Consider the following 15084-nt stretch of genomic DNA (forward strand, 5'->3'; position numbering starts at 1 on the left):
GGGTCTCTCGGTCATGGGATCCGTGCCTTGCCGGCCACGGCGTCCGTGACGAGGGCGACCATGTCGGGGACCGTGTGCGCGGCGTGGAAGGACCGCAGGTCCAGCGTGATCTGGAGCCGGTCCTCCAGCTGCGCGAGGGCTTCGAGGGAGGCGATGCTGTCCCACCCGTGCGCCGCGAGGACCGGTTCGGCGTAAAGGCCGTCGGGCGTCTCGCGCAGTACGTCGCTGAGAATGTCCAGCACGGTCGGCTCGACCGAGGATGAGGCGCTCATGTCAATCGTCACTCCGCTCGCGCAAGGTGATCCATTCCGGCAGGTCGGGGAACGCGTCGCTCAGGTCGAAGGCGAACACCTCGCCGTCGCCGGCCTGGGTGAATCCGGCCCGCGTCCAGAAGTCGGCGGCCACGCCGTTCTTCGGCGAGCGCGTGAACCGGCCCTCGACCGTTCCGGCGCCGCCGTCCCGCGCCGTCCGCAGGAGCCATCCGGCGATCGCGAGTTCGACGCCGCGGCCCAGGACGCGGCAGCTCAGGACCAGGTTCAGCACCTTCCAGGCGCCGGCCCGGCGATCCACCCAGACGGCTCCGACGATCCCGTCGTCTCCGAAGCGGTCCGCCACCGCGATCGAGGCGACCAGGTGCCCCGGGTCGGCGCTCATCGCGGCGGTCTCGGCCTCGTCGAAGCGGATCCCGGTCAGGTTGAACTGGTTGGTCCGCGCGGCGAGCTGCGCCAGGCGGGCCACGGTGAAGCCGGTCGCCGGCGCGATCTCCACCCCGATGCCCAGCTCCGCGAGGTACTCCTCGGAGGACCCGAATCCGGTGGCGAAGTCGCTGCGCAACGCGCGGGTCCGGTACAGCTCCGGGCGCCGGCGGTCGGTCTCGGTGAGCGCCATGACGTCGAACCAGCCGTCGCGAAGGAGCGCGCCCACGAGGTACGCGGGATCGCCGTTCGCCGGGACGAGCGCGACCTCGGGCAGTTCCCCGGCGACGTGACCGCGCTCGAAGTCCGAGTCGTCCATGAAAACGAACGCGTCGGTGGACAGGCCCAGCGACCGCGCGGCGTCACGCAGGTTGCCGGCCTTCGCCGACCAGTTCACCGCGCTCACCGAGAAGGCGTCCGGCCGCAGCAGCACCTCCGGATGCCCGGTGAGCGCCTCCTCGACCACCTGCGGGTCGTTCTTACTGGCCAGCACCAGGATGACGCCCTGGTCGCGCAGCCGCCGCGCGGTGCGCTGCAGCTCCAGGTAGCAGTTGCCCGGATACAGGCCGCCGAGCTGGACGCCCTGCGCGCCCACCTCGCCGACGACGCCACCCCACAGGGTGTTGTCGAGATCGAGGGCGAGCACCTTGCGCGACAGCCCTCGCTTCGCCTGCACGACCCGGCGTACCTGCCCGGCCAGGACGAGCAGCGCGCCGTCGGTGTAGGGCATGTCCCCGTACCGGTGCAGCCGCGCGTCCCGTACGGGCACCGGCGCCTCGGCCAGCGCACCGACCAGGTCCACGGTCACGACCTGGGGGTCCTCCTCGACGAGGCGGAGCAGGGACGCGTTGAGCTCGCACCACAGGCGTGCCACGCCGGCCCGCGCCCGCACGCTGATGAAGGCGTCGCGCACCTCGGACGTCAGCGGGACGGTGTGCAATACCAGGAGCGCGGACGTGCGTTCCCGCGCCCCCGCGAGCAGGCCGCGGAACTCCGCCAGGCGCGCCTCGACGTGCTTCTCCAGCGTCTCGAGGTCGGCGCTCCAGTCACGGGGCAGGAAGTACGCCGCGTCCAGCAGCAGCGTGACGACGTCGGCGGTGAGGGCGGCCGTGGCCAGGGTCAGGTCGAAGGTGCCGTACTCCCCGTGCTCGATCGCGGGCGCGAGCCCGGCGCCGACGAGCGCGGCGCGCAGCAGCGGCTCGAAGGAGCCCGCGGTGAACGTCGCGTGCACCGCCACGCTCACGGCCGGTGCGTTCTCGGCCTCCAGACCGGCCAGCAGCCGGCCGGCCTTCCGCATCAGGGCGGCTTCGGCGGACCCGGCCAGCGCCCGGCGTACGGCCGGTGCCGGCAGCCGGCGCTCGGCGACGGCGGTCCGCAGTTCGTCCAGCGTGTTGTCACTCATCGGGTTCGTCACCGCCGTCAGACCCGGACGAGCGTGCAGTACCAGCGCATGCCGATGGAGATCCCGGTCAGCGCGACCAGGTCCCCGGATGCGACGGCGCCCTGCTCGGTCAGCTGGCCGAGGGACACGAGCTGGTCGGCGGCGCCCATGTGCCCGTGGGTGACGGAGATCGCGGCGTTGGTCCGTTCCAGCGGGACGCCGAACGGACGGGCGATGTCCTCGATGGAGTCCGGGCTGTCGTTGATGTAGATCACGTGGTCGACGTCGTCGCGGCTCACGCCCGCCCGGCGGCACGCCCCCTCGATGACCTCGACGGAGCGCGCGATGGCACGCTCGGCGAACTCCCGCAGCCGGCGCGGGTCCTTCTGGAAGTGCGCCTGGACCCGCTCGTGCCCGGCCGGGGCCGTCAGGCTGGACCATCCTTCCGGTGCCACCGGCGCGACGGCCCCGCCGTAGTCCGTACGGAACCAGTCGCACAGGTCGGGGTCGGTGAACTGGTCGGTCGACAGCCACCGGTTGCGGGGGTGGCCCCGGCGGATGACCGCGGCGACCGCGCCGTCGCTGTGCACGGCGTTGTTCACCTTCATGCGGTTCCGGTGGTATTCGCTGACCCGGTTGACCGCAGTGAAGAGAACGGTCTCGATCTCTGGTTGAACGGCGAGGACTCCGGCTACGATGCCCAGGCCCGTGACGCCTGACGCGCATCCCTCATTGAGCAGGAGCGTCTGCGTCTGGCGGATCTTCAGCTCTCTGGCGAGCGCCGCCGACGAGTCCCAGTGCGGGTATTCCGGCATTTCCGAGGTCACGAGCACCACGAGGTCGATGTCGTCGACGCTCAGCTCCGTACGGTTGAGCGCGTCCTGGGCGGCCTCGGCCGCCAGGTCGGTGGCGGTGACGCCGTCCGCGGCCCGGTGGAAGGTGCGATAACCCCACTGAAGAACCCGTTCCGGGTCGCTCACATAGGAGCCGGCGGTCTTTTCCACGTCCTGGTCTTCGCCGAAGGCATATCCGAATCCAACAATTCCGAAATCTACCGATGGACTCGCCATCACCACTCCTTCTTTTGCCCGATACGCCGAAATTCTGTCCCGTGGAGGCATACAGCGGCAATAGCAGCGGATATTGAACGGAGTCGGATAATCATCAACCCACGGAAAGGCACGCGAGCGGCACCCTTGGCAGGTGATCGAATGCGGCCGGCGTTATGCCGAATACTTCTTGCGAGCGAGAACGGCACGCACGCCACATCGGCAGGCCGCGTCGCGGCCTGCCGGCGTAGTGCTCCGTCCTAGGCCAGCAGGGCCGCTGCCGCGGTCCGGCTGGTCGCCAGGATCGTCTTGGCGGCGCCGCCGCTGCCCCCGGTGAAGGTGAAGACCGGCGCGCCGGCCGCGACCGGGCGCAGCCGCAGCCCGGCCGGATCGTGGTAGCAGTCGAACGACGCGACGGTGCGGATCGGCTCCACGGGCGTCCCGAACGTGTCACGCGCGTGCGCGACCGTCCGGTGTGCCAGCTCCGCGTCGGGCGTCACCGCGTCCGGATCGACGTCCCATCGGTCCGCGGGCAGGCCCAGCAGGAACGTGCCGGGTTCGGCGGGGCGGCCGTAGAAGCCGGTGGACTCGTCGACGAAGGCGCCGAGGCCGCGGATGTCCGCGGCGCACACGGTGTACTGGATCTGCTTGGTGCGCAGGCCGTCGGCGGGCAGGCCGCTGCGGGCCAGCAGGCGGGACGTCCACGCACCGGCCGCCACGACCACGGCGTCATGGCCGGCCGTCGCGCCACCGGGCAGCCGTACCTCCGCCTTCGGCGTGACCGCCAGGACCGGGGTCCGCCGTACCGAGATCCCGGGATCGCGGAGCGCGGCGGCGCGCAGCCGGTCCGGATGAATGTGACCGGCGTGACGCTCGGCGACGCCGAGCGTGCCGGCCGGGAGGTCGCGGAACGGGTACGCCCGCCGGAGACCTTCCCGGTCGAGGACCGCGGCCGACCCGGGCAGCAGCTCGTCGACCACCGCGAGCGGGCCGGCCGGGTCGGCGTCGGCGGGCAGGAGGTACAGCGACCCGGTCTCCCGGAATCCGGCCCAGTCGCGGAGCGTGGCGCTCGCCCGGAGCTCGGCGAGGCCCTCGGCCGCGGTCCGGCACGCCTCCGGATCGCTCTCGAACGCACGGGTCAGACCGCCGGAAGCGCCGGAGGCGTCAGCGGCCGAACCCGTGTACACCACCGGCTCGACCCGCCGGGACGCCTGCCGCAGCCGCAGCGCGAGCAGGGCGCCCGCGATGCCGCCGCCGATGATCGCTATCCGCATGGCTCCTCCTCGCCGACGCCGGAGCCCGGCTCACCGCGACATCGCGGTCGTCCGGCGGACCTGCCGGTCCCTCGCCTCGGCCACGCGCCGCAGGTCGTCGGTGAAGTCGGTCACCCGGAGATGCAGGGGCACCGGAACGTCGTCGCGCGCGAGCATCGCGCCGGCCAGCTCCAGGGTCTCGATCGTCGCGGCGTACCGGGGGTAGAGGAAACGGAGCAGGACGTCCAGCACCAGGTCGCCGCGCCGCCCGGCCGCCTCCGGCATCGTCGCGAAGAACCGCTCGACGTACGGCGCCGTGAGCTCGTCCTGCTCCGGCTGCCAGAACCCCTCGGCGAGGGCCCACAGCGTGTAGCTGGACAGGCTGGTGTCGTTGATGATCGCGTTCCAGGCCGACTCCTTCGCCGCCGGGTCGGGGCGCGCGGCACGGCACTTCGTGGCGAACCGCTCGCTCTCGCTCGTGGGGTCGGCGTCGTACGCGGCGGAGATCTCCGCCTCCGTCAGCGCGCCCAGGATCGTGAGCCGGTAGCGGATCCGCCAGGCCAGGTCGGCGTCGAGCGTGAGCCCGGCCGGCAGCCCGGTGCCCGCGAGCCAGCCCCGCAGCTCCCCGGCGTCCGCGGTCGAGCCGATCAGCGCGCGGAACAGCGTGATCTGGCGTTCGTCGCCCGCGCCCGTCCGCGCGAGGCGTTCCCGCAGGCTTTCGGCGATGCGGGCGAGTGCGGCCGGGCGCTCTTCGGGCAGGAGGAAACGGTCGGCGACGTCGTCGCGGGCCTGTTCGAGAACCTCGGCCAGGATGGACGGCTCGGTCTCCACCGCGATCATCCGGCAGACCAGCGCGAGATGGTCCGCGGGCGGGAAGACGCCGTCCTGGACCCCGAGCAGCAGCGCGCACCACACCATCGCCCGGTTGATCGGGGCGAGCGTCGGCAGCAGGTCCGGCAGGGCGGCCAGCGACGCGGCGTCGAACCTGATCTTCGCGTACGTCAGGTCGCCGTCGTTGAGCAGCAGCAGCGACGGCGCCGGCCGGCCGACGAGCTCCGGCAGCGGGCGGCGTTGCCCGTCGACCTGGACGCGCAGCGTCGACCGTGCCGCGCCCGGGCCGTACAGGCCGATGTCGAACGTGTGAGGCCGCAGGATCGGGTGAGTGTCGGGCGCGGACTGACAGATCGCCGCCGTGCGGATACGGCCGTCCGCGACGGTGATCTCCGGCCACAGCGTGTTCACGTTCGCCGACTTCAGCCACTTGTCCGCCCAGCCGCTGAGGTCGGTGCCCACGGCCGTGCTCAGCGCGGCCATGAAGTCGCTGAACGTCGCGCTGCCGTACGCGTGCCGCTCGAAGTAGATCCGCAGGCCCGTGCGCAGCGCCTCGTCGCCGACCCGCGCGGCGAGCTGGCGCAGCGCCGAGTGGCCCTTGAAGTAGGAGATGCGGTCCATCTCCAGCAGCACGGTCTGCACGTCCGGCCCCTCGAGACTGATCGGATGCGTCGACGGGCGCTGGTCGGCGACGTACGCCTGCGCCTTGCGGCGCACCGCGAACGTCGTCGGCGGGCCGGGGAACCGGGTGGCCTCACTGGGCACCCGGTGCGCCAGGTAGTCGGCGAACGCCTGGCCGAGCCACAGGTCGTCCCACCATCTGTTCGTCACCAGGCCGGCCATCCACATGAGCGATATCCCGTGTGCGAGGACGACGGCGCGGGTCTCACGCTCGCTCACGGCTGCCGCGGAACTGAACAGGTACAGCTCCCTGAGCAGGACGAGACCCGGATGGTCGAGCGACAGCACGCTGAACTCCGGAGCGAACAGCTGGTCGAACTTCCCGAACGGATAGTCCACGCCGAACAGCCGCCCGCACGCGTCCAGGCACTGCCCGGTGATCTCGAACACCTCGTCGACGTCGGGGGCGAGGGAGTCCCTCAGCGACGCCCGGCAGTGCAGGCCCAGGGTGGTGCCGCCGTGCTCGGTATGGAAGGAGGCGTACGGCCCGGCGGCCAGCGCGGTGAGATACGTCGCCTGTGGCGGCGTCTCGGCCAGCTCCCAGCGGCCCGGGCCGGTCTTGACCGACGCGCTGGTGCCCAGCACCTTCCAGTCGTCCGGAGCCGTCACGGTGAAGGTGTACGGCGCCTTGAGATCCGGCTGGTCGAAGCAGGCGAACACGCGGGGCGCGTTGTCGACGTACACGAACGTGTAGAGGTACACCTGGCCGTCGGCGGGGTCGACGTAGCGGTGCATGCCCTCGCACTCGTTGGAGTACCTCATGTCCGCGGTCACGACGATCTCGTTCCGCTCCGCGAGACCGGTCAGCGGCAGCCGTCCGTCGCTGAGCGCGCCGACGTCCAATGGCCTGCCGTTCAGGTACGCCGAATGCAGTGTCTCCGGCTTGACATCGAGAAATGTAGTCTCATCCGGATCGGTGGCGTCGAACGCGATCGTCGTCGTGGAGCGGAAGGTGCTCGGGCCGGTCGTCAGATCAAGGTCGACGTGGTACGAGCGAACGCTCAGCAACGCACTTCGTCCAGCGGCCTCGATTCGAGTAAGACTGCGCATGCGTTTATCCTCCATGACGTTAGAGTCAAGGCATCCGACACTCCACGTAAATGCGGGTGCCGGATGCCTGACCTGGTCAGCGCCTAATGAACGCCCTACAAAGTGCTGCAATTCTGCTCGACCTGTCGAGCGATATCCAGCCATCGGTCAGAACAGTAACGAGCCAGCACGACGATGTCATTCGCCCAGTGCGGAGGGACGGCGTCGACGACCAATTTCCAGTCGTCGAGGCCGACGACGTGCGCGTCGAACCAGCGCAGGAATTGCCGACCGGACTCGGCGTACTTCAACGCGGGATCGGCCCTCAACTTCTCCCGCGTCGAGCCCCAGTCGATGACCTCGATGCTCCGCCGGGCGCGGCGCAGCAGCGGTGGCCGAATGGCCGGCCGCGCAGCGGCGGGGGCGATGGGGCCGGCGGCACTCCGCTCCGTCGCGCGCTGCCTGAGCGGGAGCGGATCCCGGCCGTCCTTTATGCGTTCGCGCACGTCACGAGCCGTCCCTACGGAGATGCCCGCCTCCCGCGCGATCTCCCGGAGTGCCGCGTCGGGCCGGTCCCGGATGATCTCGCTGGCCCGCAGCCGTCCCTGGCTGGCGTCGAGGGGGCGGACGCGCCCGTCCCTGCCGATCCGGGCGTGCAACTGCGGGGAATCCGCAGTTGCACGCTGACGGATCGCGCCCACGGTCTTGGCGGAGAGTCCGGTCGCGGCGCCGATCGCCCGATCGGACCACTCCGGCTGGGAGGAGACGATCCGAGCGGCCGCGGCCTCCCGGTCGGCCAGCGAGAGCGGTAGGCCGTGGGTGATGTTCGATTTGACCGCCAGCAGGAACGCCATGGTCTCGGTGCCGTCGAAAAATCGCACTTCGATGGTCTTCGATCCGCACATCTTCGCGGCCATGAGGCGGTGCATTCCGTCGATGACCCGCATGGTTTCGCGATGGACGAGAATAGGGGGGAGTCTTGATTCGAGGCCGGCCAGGACCTGCGTGTGCGCCGCGTCCTCCCCGGCCAGGCGAGGCGAGTCGGCCGGCAGCAGAGAATCCACCGGAACGACGGTGATCGGGCCGGTTTCCGGCGCGTCAGATAGGAGGTCATCGCATGGGTGCGCAATGGATTCATTGCCTCCATCGTGCGCCCATCCCCGTTCATTTACTTCGATCAACGACCCCGCCTCCGTACCATGAAACAATGCAGAAAGATCCGGAAGGTAGCCACGGCAGGCGAAATGAATCTACGGCCTTTGTAGCTCGAAAGTAGGCTGCCATAGCCTTCGCTGATGCGCAATTATTCGAACGCTTACCGACCGACGGTGATCGCTTACGGAGCGCCGTCGCCGACGGGCGATGCCGCCTCTTGGAGAAGCGATTCTTGGCCTTTTCGGAGATAGAAAGTTGCCTTTTTACGCGACCCGAAGCAATCTGATCGGACAGCCGAAAACCAGACCTGGGGCCGATGAGCAGGCATGTTGTCGCTCTGATCAGTGAGTCAGATGTCACTAGTGCGCACGGACTCAACCGGAGTGACCGGTGAGACCGATCCCACACCGGGCACGTGGTTAAGGTCGTGACTGGAGTGAAGTTCATAGTCAGATGTGACGCAAGTTAGTTCAAGTACGTTCGCACTTTCCGGAATAGGTGTTGTGCGCAACTCCCGCGAGCACCCGGCCGCGCCGACGCCGGCCCGGCGGCTCGCGACACGCACAGCCTCCGAACCGACGCACCCTGGGCGGGGTCTGACGCCACGCGCGGGCGGACACGGAGCATCGGCGCCGCGCGACACCGACGCGGGCCGGCGGCCAGGCGTACGGATCCCCGAACGACACCCGGACCGAGCCATCTCGGACAGGGCCGTGCCTCCCGGTGGACCGGACGAGTCAGATCCATGACCCGGTGTCCACGCGTCACTCTCGCCGAACAGGCTGGTGAGCCGCCTGTCAACTGAAATTTCATGAGCCGATGGGAATTCAAAATCGTTCAGACCGGACACCCTGCGCGCGGCATCCGGCGGAACAATATGTCAGCGCTCCGTGACGCACGGCGAAATGGGACGGCTCATTTCTCCCTGGATGGCGGGGTGCGGATATGGAAGGCTAGGCGATCGTGGCGGACACAATTCCAGAGAATCCCGCAGGGCGGCTGACCCTGGCTCAAGGGACCGCGATGTACGTGGGCGCGGTGCTCGGCACGGGTGTCATCGCCCTCCCCGCTCTCGCCGCCAGAGTCGCCGGACCGGCGTCGCTGCTGGCGTGGCTCGCCCTCGTCGTCCTGTCCGCGCCGCTCGCCGCGGTCTTCGCCGCCCTCGGCGCCCGCCATCCCGATGCCGGGGGCGTCTCGACGTACGCGCGCCTGGCGTTCGGAGAACGTGCCGCGGCGGTCGTGGGCTGGTGTTTCTTCTTCGCCGTGCCGCCGGGCATGTCGGCCGCCGCCCTGTTCGGCGGCGCGTACGTCTCCGCCGCCCTCGGCGGCGGGACGACGACCACGGTCATCACGGCGGTGACGATGACGGTCGTGGTCACCGTGGCCAACGCCGTGGGCGTGCAGCTGACCGGGCGGCTGCAGTTCGCGTTCGCCGGGCTGCTGGTCGGCCTCCTGCTCGTCTCGATCGCGCTGTCCCTCCCCCACGCCAGGCTCCACAACCTGACTCCGTTCGCACCTCATGGGTGGACGGCCATCGGCCCGGCGGCGGCGCTGCTGGTGTGGAGCTTCGCCGGCTGGGAGGCCATCACGCACCTGGCCGCGGAGTTCCGCCGTCCGCATCGCGACCTGCCCCGGGCGACCGCGGTGGCCGTCGTGACGGTGGGCGCGCTGTACGTCTCCCTGGCCTTCGCGATCATCTCCGTGCTCGGCGCGTCCGCGGGGAGGAGCGAGGCGCCGCTGGGCGAGCTGATGGCGCGAGGACTCGGCGGGAACGCCCGCGTGCTCGCCGCGATCGTGGCGACCCTCGTCACGCTCGCCACCATGAACGTCTACTGCGCCGCCGCCGCGAAGCTCGGCTCCGCACTGAGCCGGGACGGCGCCTTCCCTCGCGGCCTGTCACGGGGCAGCATGGCGGGTGAGGTCCCACGGCGCAGCCTCGTCGTCGTTGCGGCCCTGTACTTCCTCGCGCTGTTCATCGTCATCGGAACCGGCGTGGGCACCCGGCCGCTCGTGCTGCTCGCCACGGGCCAGTTCACGACCGTGTACGCCGTGGGCGTCGCGGCGGCGATCCGGCTGCTCCCCCGCGGCGGCAAGGCGCACGTCGCGGCTCTGGTGTCGCTCGTCGGCGTCGTCGCGCTGCTCGTCATGGCCGGGATCTACCTCGTCTGGCCGCTGCTTGTGACCGGCGCCGCACTGCTGTACCTGCGGGTGGGCCGGCGTCGCCACGAGGTCGCGCCACCGCCCGTGCCCGCCCTCGAAGCACCGGAGAGCAGCAGCCCGTGACGACCGACCTCAGGCCCGATCTGGAGAGCCTCCGTACCGCCGCGACCACCTTCGCCGGTTTCACCGGGGTGGACCGCGCGTCCGCGGTGTTCGCGCAGGCGACCGCGCCGCGGCCGGACCTGACCGTGCCCGCGCACCGGCGTGCCCTGCTGACCTGGTTGAACGCCTGGGGCTGCCGGATCAGGTACCCGCGTCCCGGCGAGCCGGACCTGTTCGACCTCAGCGTCGGCGCGTGGTGGGACCGCCGGCGGCACGCGCTGCCGGACGAGGACACCGCTCTGTCCGCGCTCACCGACGAGGCGATCGCCGAGCTCGGCGAGTGCTACGCGGACCTGGTCACGGCGAACGTCGGCAGCCCCGTACGGCGGCGTTCGCTCGGGCCGACCGCGGCGTCCAAACTGCTCCACGTGCTGCGCCCGAAGGCGCTCATGCCCTGGGACGAGGCGATCGCCGACCACCTTCACGGGGCCCGCGACGCCGCGGCGTACGCCGCGCACCAGCGTCTCGGCCGCGCGTGGGCCACCGCGCTGCTCGCCGAGGCGGGCGTGGACGAAGAGGAACTGGCCGGCCGGCTCGGCCGACCGGGCCGCCCGCTGGCCAAGCTGCTGGACGACTACTGCTACCTGCGCTTCACGAGATCGGAGTCCGGATGATCCTCGGCATCGACCACATTGGACTCGCGAGCGACGACCCCGCCGGAGTCGGGGTCTTCATGGCCGCGCTGGGCATGTCCAAGACCGACGCGGGCATCGCCGACGCGTACGGCGTCGCCTGCGAGTTCTGGCAGTACCCGGGCCAGCCCGCCGTGGAGATCGTCTCCCCGGTCACCGAGGACTCCTCGGTGACCGGCCATCTCGAGCGCAGCGGACCCGGGCTGTACCACCTGGCCCTCGTCGTGGACGACATCGACGCCGAGCTCCGCCGACTGCGCGGGCACGGGTTCGTCCCGGTCGACGCGCGGCCGTGCGCCGGCGCCAAGGAGGGCATGGAGGTCGCGTTCATGTACTCGCGCCGCCCGGCCGCACTGCTGATCGAACTCGTCCGGTACCGGGGACGCCCGCCCGGGGACACGCCGGATCCAGGCCCTGAGGGAACCACCGGCGTACGCCCGGAGGACGACGGCTTCGGGGCGCCACGGGGATGACGATCACCGATATCCGCCGAGCAGCACCTGCTCCCGGTGCTGTTCCTCACTGGTGACCTCGATCCGCCGCACCGTGTAGCGGAGGATCGGCGGCGCCATCACCGAGGTCACGATCGCCATGAGGACGACGATCGTGTACATCGCCGTGGACAGTACGCCGAGCCGCAGCCCGACCATCGCGATGACCAGCCCGATGACCCCCCGGGCGTTCATCCCCGCGCCAAGGGACAGCGCCTCCCAGTGGCCGAGCCGGCTGGCCCGGGCCCCCGCGTAGGCGCCGACGAACTTGCCGACCACCGCGACCAGCAGGACCGCCACGGCCGCCACCGCCACGGTCGGCCGGGCGAGCGCGGTGAGGTCCGTGCGCAGGCCCGCGGTGGCGAAGTACAGCGGGGCCGGCACGGCCATCACGAACGTCCGCAGCGACGCGAGCCGCCCCGAGCCGGCGCCCCAGCCCACCGAGCTGAGCAGGACGCCCGCGAGGAAGGCGCCGAAGACCGGCTCCATGCCCAGGGCCTGGGTGCCGGCCGCGCACAAGAAGATCACCACCACGGCCGCCGCCATGCCGACGCCCGTCTCCTCCGATCGGCCGGCGAACCGCGTGATGAGGTTAACCAGCGGTCGCCCGAGGACGATGGTGAACGCGACCACTCCGGCCAGTCTGACCACGGAGGTCGCGACGCCGGCGGCGTGCACCCCCGTGGTGGCCATCGCCGACACGACCGACAGCAGCAGCCATCCGATCGCGTCGTCCACCACCGCCGAGTTGACGATCTGCTGGCCGATGTCGCGGTGGAGCAGCCGCATCTCCAGCAGCGTCTTGGCGATGACCGGGATCGCGCTCACGCACATCGCGACCCCGATGAACCAGGCGAAGGCCGTGCGGTCGCCATCGGCGGCCAGGAGCGAGGCGGGCAGGACGAGGCCGATGCCGACCCCGGCTCCGAGCGGTACGAGCAGGCCGCCGGCGCTGACGCGCACCGCCGTCATGCCCTGGCGTTTGACCATGGCGAGGTCGATGTGCATGCCGGTGATGCCGATGAGGAGAATGACGCCGAACTGCCCGAGCGCGTCGAGCAGATGCTGCTGGTCGGGCCGCTGCGGCAGCAGCCACGCCGCGAACCCGGGCGCCACGTGAGTGAGCAGTGAGGGCCCCATGATCACGCCGGCGAACAGCTCGCCCACGATGGGAGGCATGCCCAGCCATCGCGCCAGCCGGCCCAGCACGAGCGCCGACCCCAGGAGCAGCGCGATTTGAAGAAGGAACACCAGGAGTTGGTGGGCGTTGAGAGGAGCGACAGGCGCCATGAGCAGTTCCTCACTCTTCACACGAGTCACAGAACGCAGCCCGCTCGGCGCGACTTCGAAGACTTCATTCGCGCCTGGCATTGTGGCGTCGAATTTCGCCACGGCTTTCCGTCCTGATCGACACGGCGAATCCTCACCCGACAGTGTCGAGCGAGTCAAGGAAAGGGCTTCTCACATAATGCCGACTTCCCGCTCACATTCTCCTTGACATGACTTCTCGTTTTCCTGATGAATGGGTTCTGCGGTCACACGGCACCCGGCCGTCCCCGCCGACCCGGGTGTTCAACTGCGGCATCGATTCAGTTGAACGTTCCCGCCTCCGTGACCGGGCCCGGTCACGGAGGCGGGCGTACGGCGGGGTGGTGGATCAGGACACGTCGGGGAAGTCGGTGGAGCGGCTCACTTCGGCCCACCGGTCCGCTTCGGCCGCGCGTTCCCGGGAGGACCGCTCCACCGCCGTCAGCGCGTCCGAGCCGAGCAGGAGGCGCAGCGGCGGCTCGTCCAGGTCGACGATGTCCAGGATGACCCGCGCCGCCCGCTCCGGGTCTCCGGGCGCGGACCGGTCGAAGCCCGCGCGGCGGCGGTTCATCGCGCCGACGGTCTGTTCGTAGTCGGGGCCGACGGACGCGAGCGCCATGGACGAACCGGCCCAGTCTGTGCGGAACGCCCCCGGCTCGATGAGCGTGACCTTGATGCCGAGGGGCTTCACCTCGTTGTTCAGGACCTCGGAGAAGCCTTCGACCGCGTACTTCGACGCCTGGTAGGCGGCGACGCCCGGCGAGCCGCCCACGCGGCCGCCGACCGAGGAGAACTGCACGAAGTGGCCGGAACGCTGCGCGCGCAGCACCGGAAGCGCGGCCTTCGTGACATTGACGACGCCGAAGAAGTTCGCCTCCACCTGCGCGCGGAAGTCCTCGTCCGTGGTCTCCTCGATCGCCGAGGAATTGGCGTACCCGGCGTTGTTGGCGACCACGTCGAGGTGGCCGAACGCGTCGACGGCGAAACGGACGGCGGCGCGCGCGGCCTCGGCGTCGGTGACGTCCAGCGCGAACGCGCGGACGCGGTCGCCGTACCGGTCCGCGAGGTCGGCGAGTTGATCGGGGCGGCGGGCGGTCGCCACGACGTTGTCCCCGCGCTCCAGCGCGGCCACGGCCAGCGCGCGGCCGAGACCGCGCGAACTGCCGGTGATGAGCCAGGTTCGAGCCATGATCTATCTTCCTTCCAGGTGAGGAACCTCTTGAGGTAACTGTCACAGTAACGTGGCACTTGTGAGGATTATTTCCTCATCGGAGGGGAAGTTTGATCGATGGACCGCCGCACGAGCGCCCGGGAGCCGAGATGAGAGCTGACGCCGCCCGCAACCTGGACGCGGTGCTCCGCACCGGAGCCCGCCTCCTGGCCGAGGATCCCTCGACGACGATCTCGACCATCGCCGCCGAGGCCGGAGTCGACCGGAGAACCGTCTACCGGCGGTTCGCCACGCGCGAGGCCCTGCTCGCCGCCGTCTTCGAGGCGAAGCTCGACTCGTCCGAGCGGGTCCTCGACGAGGCACGGCTCACCGAGGCACCGGTCCCGGTCGCCCTTCACCGCTACGTGGAGGGCATCATCCCGGTCAGCCGGGAGTGGCCGGTCGACACACGCCGGTTGATGCTCGACCACCCCACCGCGGGCCTGCGTCGGGAAGAGCTGAGCCGCCGCCTGGACGCCTTCATGCGGCGGGCGGCCGACGAAGGGTTCCTGAGGGCCGGACTGCCGGCCGGCTGGGCCCGCGCCGTACTGGACGATCTCGTCGACAGCGCGGCCCACCGATTCCCCGACCTGAGGCCCCCGCAAGCCGCCGACCTCGTCGTGGACACCTTGCTGAACGGCCTGGGCCGACCCTCTTGAAGCGCCCGCCGGTACGCTGACGCACATGCGTTCGGTAACCGCGGTGGCCCTTGACCTGTGCTGTGTGCTGGCGTTCGTGGTCATCGGGCGGGCCGGGCACAGTGAGGGCGAGACCATTGCCGGGATCGCGAAGACGGCCTGGCCGTTCCTACTGGGACTACTGATCGGCTGGGCGGTGACCCGGGCCTGGCGGCGACCCGCGGCGCTCGTGGGCACCGGTGTCGGCGTCTGGCTGGTGACCGTCGCCGCCGGTATGGCGTTGCGTGTCGTCTCCGGTCAGGGGACCGCGGTGACCTTCGTCCTCGTCGCGCTGATCTTTCTCGGGCTGGTCATGTTCGGCTGGCGCGCCGTGGCCCATCGACTCATGAGGGCATGACGATTCCGCTGC

Annotated in this window: 13 protein-coding genes; 5 read left to right on the forward strand and 8 right to left on the reverse strand. The window is 70.5% G+C overall.

Annotated elements, in window-relative coordinates:
* Positions 1–11 precede the first annotated feature (11 nt).
* From ABEA24_RS08055 to ABEA24_RS08080, 6 genes are all read right to left on the reverse strand, one after another.
* On the reverse strand, positions 12–272 hold the full coding sequence (locus tag ABEA24_RS08055; RefSeq protein WP_345430033.1) for an acyl carrier protein: 261 nt from the start codon (positions 270–272) through the stop codon (positions 12–14).
* Position 273: 1 nt separating this feature from the next.
* On the reverse strand, positions 274–2097 hold the full coding sequence (locus tag ABEA24_RS08060) for an HAD-IIIC family phosphatase (protein ID WP_345430034.1): 1824 nt from the start codon (positions 2095–2097) through the stop codon (positions 274–276).
* Between the two features lie 17 nt (positions 2098–2114).
* Entirely contained in the window at positions 2115–3080 is a 966-nt protein-coding gene (locus ABEA24_RS08065; RefSeq protein ID WP_345430035.1) for a 3-oxoacyl-ACP synthase III family protein, read from the reverse strand.
* A 305-nt stretch (positions 3081–3385) separates the two neighbouring features.
* Positions 3386–4399: an FAD-dependent oxidoreductase gene (locus ABEA24_RS08070; RefSeq protein WP_345430036.1), complete on the reverse strand. Its 1014-nt coding sequence runs from the start codon at positions 4397–4399 to the stop codon at positions 3386–3388.
* A 30-nt stretch (positions 4400–4429) separates the two neighbouring features.
* Positions 4430–6940: an aminopeptidase N gene (gene pepN / locus ABEA24_RS08075; protein WP_345430037.1), complete on the reverse strand. Its 2511-nt coding sequence runs from the start codon at positions 6938–6940 to the stop codon at positions 4430–4432.
* 95 nt (positions 6941–7035) lie between these two features.
* Positions 7036–7836: a streptomycin biosynthesis protein gene (locus ABEA24_RS08080; protein WP_486303920.1), complete on the reverse strand. Its 801-nt coding sequence runs from the start codon at positions 7834–7836 to the stop codon at positions 7036–7038.
* A 1201-nt stretch (positions 7837–9037) separates the two neighbouring features.
* On the opposite strand from ABEA24_RS08080, the gene ABEA24_RS08085 reads away from it, so the two are divergent.
* The 3 genes from ABEA24_RS08085 to ABEA24_RS08095 are packed head-to-tail and all read left to right on the forward strand — an operon-like array spanning position 9038 to position 11501.
* The gene (locus ABEA24_RS08085; protein ID WP_345430039.1) at positions 9038–10357 is read left to right on the forward strand and encodes an APC family permease; all 1320 of its coding nucleotides are present in this window, start codon (positions 9038–9040) and stop codon (positions 10355–10357) included.
* Positions 10354–11010: a hypothetical protein gene (locus ABEA24_RS08090; RefSeq protein ID WP_345430040.1), complete on the forward strand. Its 657-nt coding sequence runs from the start codon at positions 10354–10356 to the stop codon at positions 11008–11010. Before ABEA24_RS08085 ends, ABEA24_RS08090 begins: the two co-directional genes overlap by 4 nt.
* Positions 11007–11501 (forward strand): VOC family protein, encoded by a 495-nt coding sequence (locus tag ABEA24_RS08095; protein WP_345430041.1) that lies wholly within the window; start codon positions 11007–11009, stop codon positions 11499–11501. The genes ABEA24_RS08090 and ABEA24_RS08095 overlap by 4 nt, the downstream gene beginning before the upstream one ends.
* 3 nt (positions 11502–11504) lie before the next feature.
* Here the strand turns inward: ABEA24_RS08095 and ABEA24_RS08100 are convergent, their stop codons facing one another.
* Together ABEA24_RS08100 and ABEA24_RS08105 are read right to left on the reverse strand one after the other, a co-directional pair.
* The gene (locus ABEA24_RS08100; RefSeq protein WP_345430042.1) at positions 11505–12809 is read right to left on the reverse strand and encodes a cation:proton antiporter; all 1305 of its coding nucleotides are present in this window, start codon (positions 12807–12809) and stop codon (positions 11505–11507) included.
* Between the two features lie 367 nt (positions 12810–13176).
* Positions 13177–14016, reverse strand: coding sequence for an oxidoreductase (locus tag ABEA24_RS08105; protein WP_345430043.1), 840 nt, complete (start codon positions 14014–14016; stop codon positions 13177–13179).
* 131 nt (positions 14017–14147) lie between these two features.
* Between ABEA24_RS08105 and ABEA24_RS08110 the strand changes: the two genes are divergently transcribed.
* On the forward strand, positions 14148–14696 hold the full coding sequence (locus tag ABEA24_RS08110; protein WP_345430044.1) for a TetR/AcrR family transcriptional regulator: 549 nt from the start codon (positions 14148–14150) through the stop codon (positions 14694–14696).
* A gap of 25 nt (positions 14697–14721) precedes the next feature.
* On the forward strand, positions 14722–15072 hold the full coding sequence (locus ABEA24_RS08115; protein WP_345430045.1) for a DUF3054 domain-containing protein: 351 nt from the start codon (positions 14722–14724) through the stop codon (positions 15070–15072).
* The last annotated feature ends 12 nt before the right edge of the window (positions 15073–15084 follow it).

Origin of the sequence: Actinoallomurus vinaceus, assembly GCF_039542055.1 — a bacterium.
Lineage (GTDB): Bacteria > Actinomycetota > Actinomycetes > Streptosporangiales > Streptosporangiaceae > Actinoallomurus > Actinoallomurus vinaceus.